This window comes from Streptomyces sp. NPDC005566, assembly GCF_040605575.1.
Taxonomy (GTDB): domain Bacteria; phylum Actinomycetota; class Actinomycetes; order Streptomycetales; family Streptomycetaceae; genus Streptomyces.
Genome location: NZ_JBEXDB010000016.1, coordinates 83,974 through 97,829 on the forward strand (window position 1 = coordinate 83,974; position 13,856 = coordinate 97,829).

Annotated in this window: 12 protein-coding genes; 8 read left to right on the forward strand and 4 right to left on the reverse strand. The window is 71.3% G+C overall.

What is annotated here, in order from left to right; genetic code table 11:
- Window positions 1-122: 122 nt before the first annotated feature.
- Genes ABZS61_RS24650 through ABZS61_RS24660 form a run of 3 tightly spaced genes read left to right on the forward strand, consistent with a single transcriptional unit; the run spans window position 123 to window position 3,323 of the window.
- A complete protein-coding gene (locus tag ABZS61_RS24650; RefSeq protein WP_356425129.1) occupies window positions 123-809 on the forward strand; it encodes a bifunctional DNA primase/polymerase in 687 nt (228 codons plus the stop codon).
- A 37-nt stretch (window positions 810-846) separates the two neighbouring features.
- Window positions 847-1,683, forward strand: a complete 837-nt coding sequence (locus tag ABZS61_RS24655; RefSeq protein WP_356425132.1) for an ABC transporter ATP-binding protein — start codon at window positions 847-849, stop codon at window positions 1,681-1,683.
- Window positions 1,680-3,323 (forward strand): transporter, encoded by a 1,644-nt coding sequence (locus ABZS61_RS24660; protein WP_356425135.1) that lies wholly within the window; start codon window positions 1,680-1,682, stop codon window positions 3,321-3,323. Before ABZS61_RS24655 ends, ABZS61_RS24660 begins: the two co-directional genes overlap by 4 nt.
- Window positions 3,324-3,378: 55 nt before the next feature.
- Here ABZS61_RS24660 and ABZS61_RS24665 read toward each other — a convergent pair whose 3' ends face one another.
- Entirely contained in the window at window positions 3,379-4,272 is an 894-nt protein-coding gene (locus ABZS61_RS24665) for an alpha/beta hydrolase (RefSeq protein WP_356425137.1), read from the reverse strand.
- A 636-nt stretch (window positions 4,273-4,908) separates the two neighbouring features.
- Window positions 4,909-5,601 carry a metal-dependent transcriptional regulator gene (locus ABZS61_RS24670; RefSeq protein WP_356425140.1) on the reverse strand — a complete coding sequence of 231 codons (693 nt, stop codon included), beginning with the start codon at window positions 5,599-5,601 and terminating at the stop codon, window positions 4,909-4,911.
- A 187-nt stretch (window positions 5,602-5,788) separates the two neighbouring features.
- On the opposite strand from ABZS61_RS24670, the gene ABZS61_RS24675 reads away from it, so the two are divergent.
- Entirely contained in the window at window positions 5,789-6,544 is a 756-nt protein-coding gene (locus ABZS61_RS24675) for an SIS domain-containing protein (protein WP_356425143.1), read from the forward strand.
- Window positions 6,545-6,598: 54 nt separating this feature from the next.
- Here the strand turns inward: ABZS61_RS24675 and ABZS61_RS24680 are convergent, their stop codons facing one another.
- On the reverse strand, window positions 6,599-8,029 hold the full coding sequence (locus tag ABZS61_RS24680) for a PAS domain-containing protein (RefSeq protein WP_356425146.1): 1,431 nt from the start codon (window positions 8,027-8,029) through the stop codon (window positions 6,599-6,601).
- Between the two features lie 336 nt (window positions 8,030-8,365).
- Between ABZS61_RS24680 and ABZS61_RS24685 the strand changes: the two genes are divergently transcribed.
- From ABZS61_RS24685 to ABZS61_RS24695, 3 genes are all read left to right on the forward strand, one after another.
- The gene (locus ABZS61_RS24685; RefSeq protein ID WP_356425148.1) at window positions 8,366-10,003 is read left to right on the forward strand and encodes an LAETG motif-containing sortase-dependent surface protein; all 1,638 of its coding nucleotides are present in this window, start codon (window positions 8,366-8,368) and stop codon (window positions 10,001-10,003) included.
- Window positions 10,004-10,096: 93 nt separating this feature from the next.
- Window positions 10,097-10,747 carry a SigE family RNA polymerase sigma factor gene (locus ABZS61_RS24690; RefSeq protein ID WP_356425151.1) on the forward strand — a complete coding sequence of 217 codons (651 nt, stop codon included), beginning with the start codon at window positions 10,097-10,099 and terminating at the stop codon, window positions 10,745-10,747.
- A 19-nt stretch (window positions 10,748-10,766) separates the two neighbouring features.
- Window positions 10,767-11,549 (forward strand): hypothetical protein, encoded by a 783-nt coding sequence (locus tag ABZS61_RS24695; RefSeq protein WP_356425154.1) that lies wholly within the window; start codon window positions 10,767-10,769, stop codon window positions 11,547-11,549.
- A 303-nt stretch (window positions 11,550-11,852) separates the two neighbouring features.
- Here the strand turns inward: ABZS61_RS24695 and pdxH are convergent, their stop codons facing one another.
- Entirely contained in the window at window positions 11,853-12,479 is a 627-nt protein-coding gene (gene pdxH, locus ABZS61_RS24700; protein WP_356425501.1) for a pyridoxamine 5'-phosphate oxidase, read from the reverse strand.
- Between the two features lie 258 nt (window positions 12,480-12,737).
- Here pdxH and ABZS61_RS24705 point away from each other — a divergent pair, with 258 nt between their 5' ends.
- Window positions 12,738-13,847, forward strand: a complete 1,110-nt coding sequence (locus ABZS61_RS24705; protein WP_356425157.1) for a citrate synthase 2 — start codon at window positions 12,738-12,740, stop codon at window positions 13,845-13,847.
- Window positions 13,848-13,856: the final 9 nt, after the last annotated feature.

A 13,856-nucleotide genomic window follows, 5' to 3' on the forward strand; every position in this document is an offset into this window, starting at 1 on the left:
CCCGCACATCGGTGCACTGCCTCACGCGCGCCCCCGTCCATGCCTCCGTGCGCCCCATATGCAGGATCGATCCGCCGTGTCCCGCCGCGCCACGCCCGTAACCCCAGGTGGCGGCGGTAGTTGTGTTCTTCGTGGAAGAGCCCATCGGAGTGACGGAAGCCGCACAGGTCCCCCAACAGCGAGGTGAACAGCTGCTCGACGCCGCAGCACGGTACGCGGAGGAGCGGCACTGGGACGTGTTCCCCGGCACCTGGCTCGAAGCGGTGGAGGGGATGGAGCGCTGCTCGTGCGGTGACGCCGGCTGCCCCTCCCCCGGAGCCCATCCCACCCGGCCCGACTGGGCCGGGCAGGCCACCGGCAGCGCCGCGGCCGCACGCCGGATGTGGGCCGAGCACCCGAAGTCCTCGGTGCTCCTGCCGACGGGGCGCGCCTTCGACGCACTCGACGTCCCGGAGTCCGCCGGGTTCCTGGCCCTGGCCCGGATGGAGCGGATGGACGTCACCCTCGGCCCGGTGACCTGTACCCCCGACCGCCGCATGCTGTTCTTCGTCCTGCCCGGCGCCGCCGCCAAGGCACCCGATCTGGCGGGGCACCTGGGCTGGGACGCCGCGGCGATCGACCTCGTGGGCCGGGGCGAGGGCCACTACGTGGCCGGGCCGCCGACCCGCGTCGGCGGGCGCGGTGCCGTTCAGTGGGCCCGCCGCCCGACCCACACCAACCGGTGGCTGCCCGACGTGGCGGAGCTCATCAGCCCCCTCGCCTACGCCTGCGCACGGGAGGCCGCCGACGCCCGGACACGCCTTTCGTAGGGTGTCCCCACGAGCGGGGATACCGAAAGGCAGTGGCATGCCGGACCATGCGGACACGGACAGCGAAACCGTAACGGACAACGCGGACATCTCTGGCGCGTCGGTGGGCGCGCCCGCTGTGCGGGTACAGGGGCTGTGGAAGCGGTTCGGCGAACAGATCGCGGTCGCCGGGATCGATCTGGAGCTGCCCGCAGGCAAGTTCGTGGGCCTGGTGGGCCCCAACGGCGCGGGCAAGACCACGACGCTCTCGATGGTGACCGGGCTGCTCAGGCCGGACATGGGGAGGATCGAGGTCGCCGGGCACGACGTCTGGCGGGACCCGGTCGCGGTGAAGGCCAGGATCGGGGTGCTCCCCGAGGGGCTGCGGCTCTTCGAGCGGCTCTCGGGGCGCGAACTCCTCGCGTACATGGGGCGGTTGCGTGGTCTGCCGGGCGTCGAGGTCGACAAGCGGGCCACCCAGCTGCTCGACGTGCTCGATCTGGCGGGCGCCCAGCACAAGCTGGTCGTGGACTACTCGACCGGGATGCGCAAGAAGATCGGCCTGGCGGCCGCACTGCTGCACAACCCCGAAGTACTCTTCCTCGACGAGCCGTTCGAGGGCGTCGACCCGGTGTCGGCGCAGACCATTCGCGGGGTGCTGGAGCGCTACACGCGCTCCGGCGCGACCGTCGTCTTCTCCAGCCATGTGATGGAGCTCGTCGAGTCGCTCTGCGACTGGGTGGCCGTCATGGCGGCGGGCCGGATCCGGGCCCACGGCACGCTGGCCGAGGTGCGCGGCGACGCGTCCTCGCTGCAGGACGCGTTCCTCGAACTGGTCGGCGCGGGAAGCCGGGACACCGGGGAGACCCTGGACTGGCTGGGCGGCACACGATGACCGTCCTCGACGCCCCCGTGGGGTCCACCGTCCCGGCCGTAGGGGGCCATGGCCTCGTACCCGTCTTCGTCCAGCTCAAGCTGACGTTGCTGCGCAACGGCCTGCGCCAGTCGTCCGGGCGGCGGGCCGCCTACGTCACGTCCCTCGTCGTCACCGTGCTGCTCGCCGTGGGCCAGGTGATCGGACTGGTCGCGCTGCGCGGCCACGCCCAGGCGGAGACCCTCGTGGTGCTGATGACCGCGGTGGTGGCGCTCGGCTGGGCGGTGATGCCGCTGTTCTTCCCGAGCGGCGACGAGACCCTCGACCCGAGCCGGCTGGTCATGCTTCCGCTGCGGCCCCGCCCGCTGATCGGGGCGCTGCTGGTGGCGTCGCTGATCGGTATCGGACCGCTCTTCACACTCGCCCTGGCCCTCGGCTCGGTGATCGCCGTGGCACGGGGCGCGGCGGCGGTGGTGACCGCGGTCGTCGCCGTACCGCTGACGCTGCTGGTCTGCGTGGCGCTGGCCCGGTCCGTCGCCACGGCCAACATCCGCCTGCTGACCTCCCGCAAGGGCCGCGATCTCGCGGTGCTCAGTGGGCTGGTGATCGGGGTGGGCATCCAGTTCGTCAACTTCGGTGCGCAACGCCTGGGCCGGGCGGGCGGACTGTCCCAGCTCGAACCGCTCGCGGACGTGGTGCGCTGGCTGCCTCCGGCCTCGGCACTCGGCGCGGTGGGGTCCGCGTCCGAGGGGGCGTACGGGACGGCGGTCGCGCAGCTGCTGCTCTCCGTGCTGGCCCTGGGTGCGCTGGGGTGGCTGTGGCAGCGGAGCCTGGTGAAGCTGATGACGTCACCGGACGGTTCCACGATCGCCGCCGCGGCGCCGGCCTCCGAACGGTCCGGAGGAGGCCGCTCCGGACTCTTCGCACTGCTTCCCGAGGGGCGTACGGGGACGGTGATGGAGCGGAGCCTGCGGTACATCGCACGGGATCCGAAGACCAAGGCGACCTGGGTGACGGCGCTGGCGGTCGGTCTGATCGTGCCGGTGCTCAACGCGGTGCAGGGGGCCGGCTCGGTCTACCTGGCCTCTTTCGCCGCGGGCATGCTCGGCATGCAGATGTACAACCAGTTCGGGCAGGACACCTCCGCCTTCTGGATGGTGGCGCAGACGATCTCCTCGACCCGGGACGCCTACCTCGAACTGCGGGCGCGGGCGCTGGCGCTGCTGCTGATCACCCTGCCGTACACGGTCCTGGTGAACGTCGTGACGGCGGCCGTGCTCGGGGACTGGGCGACGATGCCTGCGGCCATGGGGCTGTCGTTCGCCCTGCTGGGCGGGATGCTCGCGGTGGGGGCCATGGCCTCGGCGCTGTTCCCGTACTCGATCCCGCAGGACGGTGCGTTCAAGAACGTGGCGCCGGGACAGGGAGGGCTGGCCTGGATCTCCATCCTCGGCGGGATGGTGGTGGCCGGGCTGCTCTGCGGACCCGTGATCGGTCTGACGATCTGGCTGCACACAGCCGATCTGCTGGACCTGCTGTGGCTGATGCTGCCGGTGGGCACGGTGTACGGGGGGCTCATCGGGTGGCTGGGGGTACGGCTGGCCGCGCCCCGCACGGCGGACCGGCTCCCGGAGATCCTGACCGCGGTCAGCAAGGGCTGAGGGGCCGGGCCCGCCGGAGCTGCCGGCCGTCAGGGGCTGACAGAGCTGCCGGCCGTCAGGGGCTGACGGGCTCCCTGTCGTCCCGGAAGTCCTCGGCGAGCTGCTCCAGGAACGGCTCCACCGCCGTGCGCCAGCCCCCCGGCTGGTCGTAGTGGACGAGGTGGCCGGCATCGGCCACCTCCGCGTACTGCCCGCGCGGCAGGACGCGGACCATTTCCTGGGCCTCGGCCCGGCCGAGCTCGCCGTCGAGGCCGCGCAGGACCAGGGCGGGGCACTGGACCTGCGCCAGCTCCTCCCAGTGGGCGTCGTAGACCCAGGTCGCCCGGGACCGGAGCATCTGGCGGCGGGAGAAGACGGGGCGCCAGCCGTCGGACCGCTCGGCCATCACCTCGGCGAAGAACTCACCGCGGGAGGGGTTGGGCCGCTCCACCCAGGGATCGTCCTCACCGAACCACTTCCGTACGTCGGCGAGGGTCGCGAAGGGGACCGGCCACGCGTCGAACCAGTCCTCCCACTCCCGCTGGGAGGCGGCCCCGAGCGCGGAGGCCCGCATGTCGCAGATGATCAGGGCCTTGACGAGATCGGGGCGCTTGGCCGCGAGCTGCCACGCGGTGAGGGCACCCATCGAATGTCCGATGAGGGTGACGGGTGCGAGACCGAGCTGTTCGATCGCCGCCTCGGCGTCGGCGACGTACGCGTCACGGGTGTACGGGCCCTCGGCCGGCTTCTCACTGCGGCCGTGCCCGCGCTGGTCGAGGCCGATGGGACGGTGCCGCTCGGAGAGCCAGCGGGCGGTGGAGGCCCAGTGCGTGGCGCGTCCCATCAGCCCGTGCAGCAATAAGATCCCGGGGGCGCGCTCGGCCTCCGCACGCCCTTTGGGCGGATCGGCGAAATCCCAGGCGGCAAGGCGTACGCCGTCGGATCCGGTCACATCAACGCGCCGCACCATAGGTTCTGGCACCCCCTTCTGGTCCTCGATCACCGTGTGGTCGCCTCCGCCAGACTATCGAACCTTTATTCGAAAATCGGGTTCCGACTCGTAACACCCCACGTTTGAGTGACAGCCCTCCAGGATTGACGCCCGCGCCTGCGGGGAGACCTTCTGCGGGAAGCGGACCGCTCGGGGACAGGGGTCCGCGGGGACTGACCTTGAGAGCTCGGGGCTCCGGGTCAGCGCAGGGGAGGACCGGCCCCGGCGCCCTCGGGCGCCGGGGCCTTCCACCGTTACGGAACAGATCGGCCCGCGCTCGCACGGAGCCGGCGGGGCACGCCACCCGGGCCGTCCGGCCGTCAGGGCGTCCGGGAGCGCGGCAGCCACCTCGCGGTGCACATGCCAGTACGACGGGCGCATTCCCTGCTCCCTCCCCGACCGCGCGGCAGGCTCTGCCGACACCCTCAGGTCATATGCCTGGCCACAGCCTGGCACGCGATTCGCCCGGGCGCTGCGATTCCGGACGGAAAACAGAAAGCGGGCTTAACCGGTCCACTTCTGCACGTGCATCTGCATCCGCGACTGCAATCGCAGGCCGCCGCGGCCCTACCCGCCGAGGCCCTGAAGAGGCCCCGGCGAAGCCTTGGTCAGGCCCTAACGCTTGGCCACGAAGACGTGCGAGGCGACCTCGGAGTCCAGCTCCGCCGCCTCACCACTGGAACCGACCAGCACACCGCCGGGCGACTCCGTCACGCTGACCACCGAGCCGGGCTGCACGCCCGCCCGTCGCAGCGTGTACATCAGCTGGGCGTCCGTCTGGATCGGCTCACCGATCCGGCGCACCACCACGGTCTTGCCCTCCGTGCCCGGGTCGAGATCGGACAGGCTCACCATTCCCTCGTCCAGGAAAGGATCGGCCTCCGCCTGCTCGCCCAGCTCCTCCAGACCCGGGATCGGATTCCCGTACGGCGACTCCGTCGGGTGCCGCAGCAGCTCCAGCACCCGGCGCTCCACGGCCTCGCTCATCACGTGCTCCCAGCGACAGGCCTCGGCGTGGACCTGCTCCCACTCCAGGCCGATCACGTCGACGAGCAGGCACTCGGCGAGCCGGTGCTTGCGCATCACGCGCGTCGCGAGGCGGCGCCCCTCGTCGGTCAGTTCCAGGTGGCGGTCGCCCGCGACCTGGACGAGCCCGTCCCGCTCCATGCGCGCCACCGTCTGGCTGACCGTCGGACCGCTCTGGTCCAGCCGCTCCGCGATCCGGGCGCGCATCGGGACCACGCCTTCCTCTTCGAGCTCGAGGATGGTGCGGAGATACATCTCCGTCGTATCGATCAGTCCGGACATACGTGCCCCTCGATGCTGTGACATGAAGTCGTCGTGCGATGGCCCTGCACCAATTCTGACGCATAGGACCGGCAACCGTGCCGCCGCGGCGGCAGCCGGTGCATCGGAGCGGTATTGACAGCCCACTGGTCCAGACCGCAACGTGATCCGCGGCACGGACACCCAACCCGTAGGAAAGGCCTCCTCGATGAGCGACAACAAGCTCGCCGGTCAGTTCTTCGACGCAGCGATCGGCCTGTTGGAGCGAGTGCGCGACGAGGAGTCCGCCGCCATCGCGGCCGCCGGTGCCGCGATCGCCGACACGGTCGCCGCGGGCGGGCGGCTCTTCGCCTTCGGAGCGGGGCACTCCTCCCTCGCCGCGCAGGACGTCGTCTACCGGGCGGGCGGATTCGCCCTGATGAACCTGCTGGCCGTCCCGGGCACCGTCGGCGTCGACGTCATGCCGGCCACGCTCGGCTCCGCGCTGGAGCGTGTGGACGGTCTCGCGGGTGCCGTGCTCGACTCCAGCCCCGCGACGTCCGGCGACCTCCTCGTGATCATCTCTCTGTCCGGGCGCAACGCACTGCCCGTGGAGATGGCGCAGAACGCCCGGGCGCTCGGGCTGACGGTCATCGGCGTCACCTCGGTCGCGTACGCGACGGGCACCAGGTCCCGGCACAGCTCGGGGGGATTCCTGCGGGACCACTGCGACATCGTGCTCGACAGCAAGATCTCGATCGGCGACGCGGAACTGACGGCGGACGGGATCGAGGCGCCGTTCGCGCCCGCGTCGACGGTCGTCACCAGTGCGCTGATGCAGGCGATGATGGCCACCGCCGCGGAGGAGCTGGTGGCCCGGGGGATCGAGCCGCCGCTCCTGCGGTCGGGGAACGTGGACGGCGGGCACGAGTGGAACGGGCGCGTGATGCGGGAGTACGGGGACCGGATCTTCTACCGGCACTGAGCGGCCCGGAGCGGCCCGGATCTGCACCCCGGACCGGGTGCACGGTTCCGCCCCTCAGACGCCGGACGGGCCCGTACCGCCGGAACCGCCGACGCCGGAATCACCCTGGCCCGCTGTCAGGCGGGCCAGGTCCACCGCCGAGGCGACCCGGACCGCCACACTCTCCGCGTACATCGCGTCCGGGCGCTCGAAGGCGCTGCGGCTCCCCGAGCGCAGGAACGTCACCACGCCCAGCGTCCTCCCCCGGCTCCGCAGCACCGCGCACAGCGCGTGGACCGCATCCCGCGGCCACTGCCGCTCCACCGCCCACTCCTCGCCCGCCCCGGTCCGCGCGCTGGCCCGTACCGAGCCCGTACGCTCCACCGCCTGCAGGGCAGGGTGTCCCGGCCCGTACCGCGCCGGGATCGAGCCGCCCGACACCGGCAGGCACGGGCCCGGCGCGTCGGCCGGCGTCGCCGCGGCCCGCACCAGCCGCTCCCCCGCCAGCAGATCGACCACCACATGGTCGGCGAACCCGGCCAGGGCGTAGTCCAGCGAGGAGGTCGCCGCCTCCATGGGGTCCTCGCACTCGGCCGCCTGGCGGGCCGCCCGGTGCAGCTGGTTCGACCGGAAGCGCACCCGGTCCGCCTCCTGCTCCGCGAGCTTCGCCGCCGTCACGTCCCGGAACAGCCAGCCGACCCCCAGCGGGACCGGTTCCTCGGCCAGGGGCGACGCCAGGCGCAGGAACCCGCTGCGCCAGCAGCGCCGCCGGTCGCCCTCGGCCGTCCTGAGCGTCACCCACAGCTCCGCGGGCGCGGGCGGCGCCCCTTCGGCGAGCACATGCTGCAGCGCGCCCTCCAGGTCCTCCACCCCCTGGACGACCAACTCGCCCAGCGGACGTCCCAGCAGCGCCGTACGCCCGCCTCCCAGCGCCCGTGCGGCGTAGGAGTTGACGACGGTCGGCCGCAGATCGACATCGACGAGGACGACACCCCACGACGCGTCCTCGAGCAACGCCTCGCTCAACGCGATGGACCGCTCCAGGTCGATCTGCGCGTGCACCTCGCTGAACGCGCAGTACACGCCGGCCGGCTTCCCGCCCTCGCCGCGCACTCCGGAGGACTGCGTCCGTACGAGCACCCGCCCGCCGTCCTTGCGCAGCAGCGCGAACTCGTGGACCTGCCGTCCGGGGGCGTCCATGGCGGACATCAGCCGCCCCTGCACGTCGCCCGCGTCCGCGCTGCGCACCGCCCATCCGGCGAATCCGCTCCGTCCCACGGCTTCCCCGGCGGACCAGCCGAGGATCCGCTCGGCCTCACGGTTCCAGTGGGTGATCGTGCCGTGCGCGTCGAACGCGCAGAGCGCGGCGTCCATCCCGTCGAGCAGCGCCGCGAGCAGCTGGGACCCGGGGATCGCAGCCGTGCGGGGCTCGCGCCCGGGGTCCGGTTCGGGGTCCTCGTCGGGTCCGAGCGCGTCGGTGGTTCCACTGCTCCTGGAAGCACTCACTCCGTACCCCCCGCACGTCTCTGCATGTCTGCGCACGTCAGACCCTCATTGAACTCGAACGCGACAGGGGACACAGCGCCTTCCGGAGAATTGACCGGCCCTGGCCTCCCCGCGATCTCCTCAACGACCCTCTTCGAGCCAGAACGAGCAGATCCGCCTGCATCCGACGGCCCGCACACGTCCCGGGAAAAACTTTTCACCTCACCTGCAACCTCGGGGTGGGTCGCACGTCTATCCCCATGAAGGCAGCGAAACGGCCGACAGCACCGGGGGACCGGAACGAGAGCCGCTGAAGCCTCATAAAAGCCGGATACACCGTCCAGGGGGATTCACATCATGCAGACGCACCTTTCGTCCCGCTTTGCCGTCCGCTCCTCGGTCATTGCCGCTGCGGTGCTGCTCTCCGTCGTCGCTCCTGTGGCCGTCGCCGGTACAGCCGTCGCGCAGCAGGCGGGCACCTTCGCCTCCGCCACCGCCGAGCCGGCTCCGCGTATCGACAGCGTGCGGAAGGTGGACACCTTCGTCTACGGCGAGCGCGTCCGCTTCGCCGCCAAGATCACGAACCCGTCCGACCGGCCGGTCACCGGCGACCAGCAGACGCTCGTCACCTTCGCCTACGGAAAGCACGTCAACGCGGCGCTCGAGCCCATCCGGGCCGACAAGTCCCTGGTAGTCCTCGAGCAGAGCACGGCCGACGGCATCCGACGGGTCGCTCTCGGAACGGCTGCGGACGGTTCCCTGCAGGCCCTGGTCCAGATCGGCAAGGGGAAGCCGATCGCCCCGGGCGCCACGATCACCGAGGACTTCTACCTGACCGTCTCGCCGTCCGTGCCCGCCGAGGTCGGCATGGGTGAGTTCTCCCTCGGCTCCGACGCGGAGCCCACGGGCCGCAGGACCATCGGTTTCTCCATGAGCCGCAACGCCGTGAAGGACAAGTCCGTCGTCACCGGGGTGAACGGCACACCGGAACTGACCACCGGTGGCAAGCCTGTCGAGTTCGACGTCGCCATCACCAAGGGCTCCTCGAGCGAAGGCGGGTACGGCTCGGAGTTCTTCTTCGTCCACACCGATTCCGGTGACCTGGACCCGCAGCACGTAACGGTCGAGCGCCGTGACGCCAAGGGCAAGTGGGTTGCGGTGCGGGCCGGCAAGCAGGACCAGTCCGTCTTCGGCGTCCTCGGCGAGGGCAACCGCAAGCCCGGCGAGACCCACACCTACACGCTCCGGCTGAGCCTGACCCGGTACTTCCCCGAGGGTGCGGACCACGGCACGTTCATCGTGGGCAGTGAGGGGGCGAACACGTCCTTCGGCTTCGACGTGCGGCACCAGGGCAACTCCACCACCGACCCCGATGTCAGCCGTGAGCTGGCCATCACCGTCGACGGCGTCCAGGGCGTCACACCGCTGAAGGCCGGGGGCGCCGCCGAGGAGTTCACCGCCACCGTCATCAACAAGGGCGACATCACGCAGAAGCCGCACGTGCTGCTGGAGATCACCGACCATGACGTCAAGCGCCGTATGGCCGCCGGTGAGGTCCGTATCGAGCAGTACTCGCCGACGGCGAAGAGCTGGGCAGCCGCACCCGGCCTGCGCCCTTCGACGGAGGACGGCCACCTGATGGCGACCGTCACCCCCGAGGGACCGACCCTGGCGCCGGGCGCAGAGGTCACCTACAAGCTGCGGGTGTCCGCCACCTCCGCGATGAAGGCGAAGGCGTTCACCGTCGACATCGAGGCGAGGGCGGAACTCTCCTCCACCCGCAAGCGCCTCCCCTTCCGCCTCGACTCAGCAGCTCCGCAGGCGTCCACCTCGGCATCCCCGGCTGCACCCACCGGCAGGACGGCGCAGACCCTGGACGGCGAGATGGCGAAGACCGGGGGCGGCAGCTCGACGCCGCTGCTGATCGGCGCCGCCGGAGTCCTCGTCGCCATCGGCGCGGGCGGTCTGCTGATGGCCCGTCGCCGCGCACTGTGATCTGGAGTAGCCTGCCGGGGCTGAAGATCACGGGGGTGGGGATCGCCGGGTCGCGCAGCACGAAACCCGCGTGGTCCCGGAGGTCCTGCCACCATGATCATCTCTCTCTCGCCACCCTGGTCATCTGCCCGGGCACCTTGGTGGCGAACGCTCTTCGCGTTCCTGCCGGACTCCCCGCCGGGCCGCGCGGCAAAAACCTCACGGCCCCGGTTCCGGCTGCTGGGCGACGGCCGCGAACAGCAGGACGCACCCCGGCTGTCGGTCACCGACCTGTACCACTCGCACCGGCTGGCGATGGTGCGCCTCGCGATCCTGCTGGTCGACGACCAGCAGTCGGCGGAGGACGTCGTCCAGGACGCTTTCATCGCGCTCTACAAGCGGCACGGGGACCGGATGGACGACGTGGACAACGCGCTCGGCTATCTGCGTACCTCGGTGGTGAACACCGCCCGCTCGGTCCTGCGCCGTCGCAGGACCGCCCGCGAGTACGTGCCTCCCCATGAGGCCGACGCCGCGTCGGCCGAGGATCACGTCCTGTTGAGCGACGAACACCGCCGGGTGCTCGCCGCCTTGCAGGAACTGACCACCCGCCAGCGCGAGGTGCTGGTGCTGAGGTACTGGTCGGACCTGAGCGAGGCGCGGATAGCCGAGACCCTGGGGCTGTCCAAGGGGGCGGTGAAGTCCACGGCGAGCCGCGCACTGGACGCCTTGGAACGGGTCATGAAGGCCCAGGAGCGGGGCTGAGGGAAGGATGGCGGATCCGATGAACGAGCCAGGCCGGCACGAAGCGCCGCACGACGAACCGTCCTCCCTGACCGAAACGGAGGACCTGCTCGTACGCGCCCTGTCGGCCCGTGCCGAGCAGATCACACACCACTCGCTGCGGCCCGGCAGCCCGCCCGTGGGCAGCTGGACCGCCCGGGGCCGGGGCCCGCTGGTGCTGGCGCTGGCGGCAGGCGTGGTTTCCGTGGCCCTGGTGGGAGGTGCGGCGATGACACTGACCGACCGCTCCGGGAAGCAGTCGGACGTTGCCGTCTCCCCCACCACGGGAGTGACGGCTCCGCCCCCGCTCTCCCCCTCGCACACACCGTCCTCACCGTCCACCGGCGCAACGCCGGTGGTCCCTCCGCCGGACGAGGGCACCACCCCGGCGAGCCGGACGGTCACGGTGACCTACGGTCCGGCGAGGGACAGCTTCTCCCTGCGGACGGGCGGGGCCGTACGGACACTCACCGCCACCGTCAACAACAACGTGGGCACCACCGTCGAAGCGGCGACCGACATCCTGACCGTGACCGCCGAAGGTGGAATCCTGCGGCCCGGAGATGTCCGCGTGGCGGTCCAGAACGACGACGTGTGGAAGCCGGCCGGCAGCGCCGACGGCGCCACCTACACGGCGGAACTGGCCAGCGGCCGCCTCGCCGAGGACGCCGAACGCACCCACCGTGTCCGTATCTCGCTGTCCTCCGACTTCCCGGCGGGTATCACCGGTCTGCAGATCTCCCTCTTCAGCGACGGCGGCAGCGAGGCGCTGACGCTGTCCTGACGAAACCGTTGCCGCGGACGCGGGATTCCACCCCCGATAAATCGCTTGTGTGCCGCCCGGACGGGTTCCTATGGTGAAACCACACGCGAAAGGAGGTGTTCCGGAAGTGATTTCTTTTCGGACTCGTGAGGTGACTGCGGGCTGACGCCCGTTGTCGCGCTCTTTGCAGTGCAGGCCGGTCGCCGGCCAGTCCCAAGCAGTCACCGACCCGCAGGCTCGCCGGTAAGTCCGGCCGGCTCCTCCGCAAGGAGGGACCAGAGCCTGCGGGTTTCTGCGTGTCCGGGCCCCCGTGGGCCCGGGGTCCTACGGGCAGAGCCGCTCCACGGTCCAGTCCTCGCCCTCGCGTACGTACCGCAGCCGGTCGTGCAGCCGGTTCTCGCGGCCCTGCCAGAACTCGATCGTGTCGGGTACGACGCGGAAGCCGCCCCACTGCGGGGGTGCCGGGACCTTCTCGCCCTCCGGGTAGCGGGCGTCCAGCTCCTCGTAGCGCCTCACCAGCTCCTCGCGGGAGCCGATCACCGCGGACTGCTCGCTCGCCCAGGCGCCGAGCTGGGAGCCGTGCGGGCGGGTGCGGAAGTAGGCGACCGTCTCCTCGCGGCCGACGCGGACCGCGGTGCCGGTGACGATGACCTGGCGGGCCAGCGGGTGCCAGGGGAAGAGCAGCGAGACGTGGTGGTTCGCGGTCAGCTCGCGGCCCTTGCGGGAGCCGTAATGGGTGAAGAAGACGAAGCCGCGGTCGTCGTAGTGCTTCAGCAGCACCGTGCGGGAGGACGGCCGCCCCTCGGGCGTGGCCGTGGAGACCACCATCGCGTTGGGCTCGTGGAGTGCGCCGCCCCCGGCGACCTGGCGGAACCACTGGGCGAACTGGTCCATCGGATCGGCGGCGAGGTCCTTCTCGGTGAAGTCCTCGGAACGGTACTGCTCGCGCATCGCGGCCGGATCGGTGGTGCAATCGGAGGCAGAGGCGCGAGAGGAGGCGGAAGCGGAGGACGGAGTGGCATCAGCTGTGGGCACGGGGCCATCCTGCCGCAGCGGGCAGGTGTTCCCTGCGGGCAGGGGCGCGACCGCCGGACCGCGAGCCGGGAGGCTGTGCCGGATGTCACCCTTCCCCGCACCGTGGGTACCCGCCAGTATCGTGGAGAGGCCTTCGTGGCCGTCACGCAGCCGCCGAGCCGAGGGAGCCGCCCGATGTCCGACTTCGTACCCGGACTTGAAGGAGTCGTCGCGTTCGAGACGGAGATCGCCGAGCCCGACAAGGAAGGCGGATCGCTCCGCTACCGCGGCGTCGACATCGAGGACCTCGTCGGCCATGTGTCGTTCGGCAACGTCTGGGGTCTGCTGGTCGACGGGGCGTTCAACCCCGGCCTGCCGCCCGCCGAACCGTTCCCGATCCCCGTGCACTCCGGCGACATCCGTGTCGACGTGCAGTCCGCGCTCGCCATGCTGGCGCCCGTGTGGGGGCTCAAACCGCTGCTCGACATCGACGTGGAGACCGCGCGGAACGACCTGGCGCGGGCCGCGGTGATGGCCCTGTCGTACGTGGCCCAGTCGGCGCGCGGCCAGGGGCTGCCGATGGTTCCGCAGAGCGAGATCGACAAGGCGCAGTCCGTGGTGGAACGGTTCATGATCCGCTGGCGCGGTGAGCCGGACCCCAAGCACGTGAAGGCGGTCGACGCCTACTGGACCTCGGCGGCCGAGCACGGCATGAACGCCTCGACGTTCACCGCCCGCGTCATCGCGTCGACCGGCGCGGACGTGTCGGCCGCGCTGTCGGGAGCGGTGGGCGCGATGTCGGGTCCGCTGCACGGTGGTGCCCCGTCCCGGGTGCTCGGCATGATCGAGGAGATCGAGCGGACCGGCGACGCCACGGCGTACGTGAAGCAGGCCCTGGACAAGGGCGAACGGCTGATGGGCTTCGGCCACCGTGTCTACCGCGCCGAGGACCCGCGGGCCCGCGTCCTGCGGCGTACGGCGCGGGAGCTGGCGGCCCCGCGCTTCGAGGTGGCGGAGGCGCTGGAGAAGGCCGCTCTGGAGGAGCTGCACGCCAGGCGCCCGGACCGGGTGCTGGCGACGAACGTCGAGTTCTGGGCGGCCATCGTGCTGGACTTCGCGGAGGTCCCGGCGCACATGTTCACGTCGATGTTCAGCTGCGCCCGTACGGCGGGCTGGTCGGCGCACATCCTGGAGCAGAAGCGGACGGGCCGGCTGGTGCGCCCCTCGGCGACGTACATCGGCCCGGGCACGCGCAATCCGCGGGAGATCCCGGGGTACGAGCAGCTCGCCGACCTGGGGAACTGACCGTCACCT

What these genes read in the sequence shown, in the direction of transcription:
- ABZS61_RS24655 (WP_356425132.1), top strand. Translation starts at nt 847, where the DNA reads ATGCCGGACCATGCGGACACGGACAGCGAAACCGTAACGGACAACGCG.
- ABZS61_RS24660 (WP_356425135.1), top strand. Translation starts at nt 1,680, where the DNA reads ATGACCGTCCTCGACGCCCCCGTGGGGTCCACCGTCCCGGCCGTAGGG.
- ABZS61_RS24665 (WP_356425137.1), bottom strand. Translation starts at nt 4,272, where the DNA reads ATGGTGCGGCGCGTTGATGTGACCGGATCCGACGGCGTACGCCTTGCC.
- ABZS61_RS24670 (WP_356425140.1), bottom strand. Translation starts at nt 5,601, where the DNA reads ATGTCCGGACTGATCGATACGACGGAGATGTATCTCCGCACCATCCTC.
- ABZS61_RS24675 (WP_356425143.1), top strand. Translation starts at nt 5,789, where the DNA reads ATGAGCGACAACAAGCTCGCCGGTCAGTTCTTCGACGCAGCGATCGGC.
- ABZS61_RS24685 (WP_356425148.1), top strand. Translation starts at nt 8,366, where the DNA reads ATGCAGACGCACCTTTCGTCCCGCTTTGCCGTCCGCTCCTCGGTCATT.
- ABZS61_RS24690 (WP_356425151.1), top strand. Translation starts at nt 10,097, where the DNA reads ATGATCATCTCTCTCTCGCCACCCTGGTCATCTGCCCGGGCACCTTGG.
- ABZS61_RS24695 (WP_356425154.1), top strand. Translation starts at nt 10,767, where the DNA reads ATGAACGAGCCAGGCCGGCACGAAGCGCCGCACGACGAACCGTCCTCC.
- pdxH (WP_356425501.1), bottom strand. Translation starts at nt 12,479, where the DNA reads ATGCGCGAGCAGTACCGTTCCGAGGACTTCACCGAGAAGGACCTCGCC.
- ABZS61_RS24705 (WP_356425157.1), top strand. Translation starts at nt 12,738, where the DNA reads ATGTCCGACTTCGTACCCGGACTTGAAGGAGTCGTCGCGTTCGAGACG.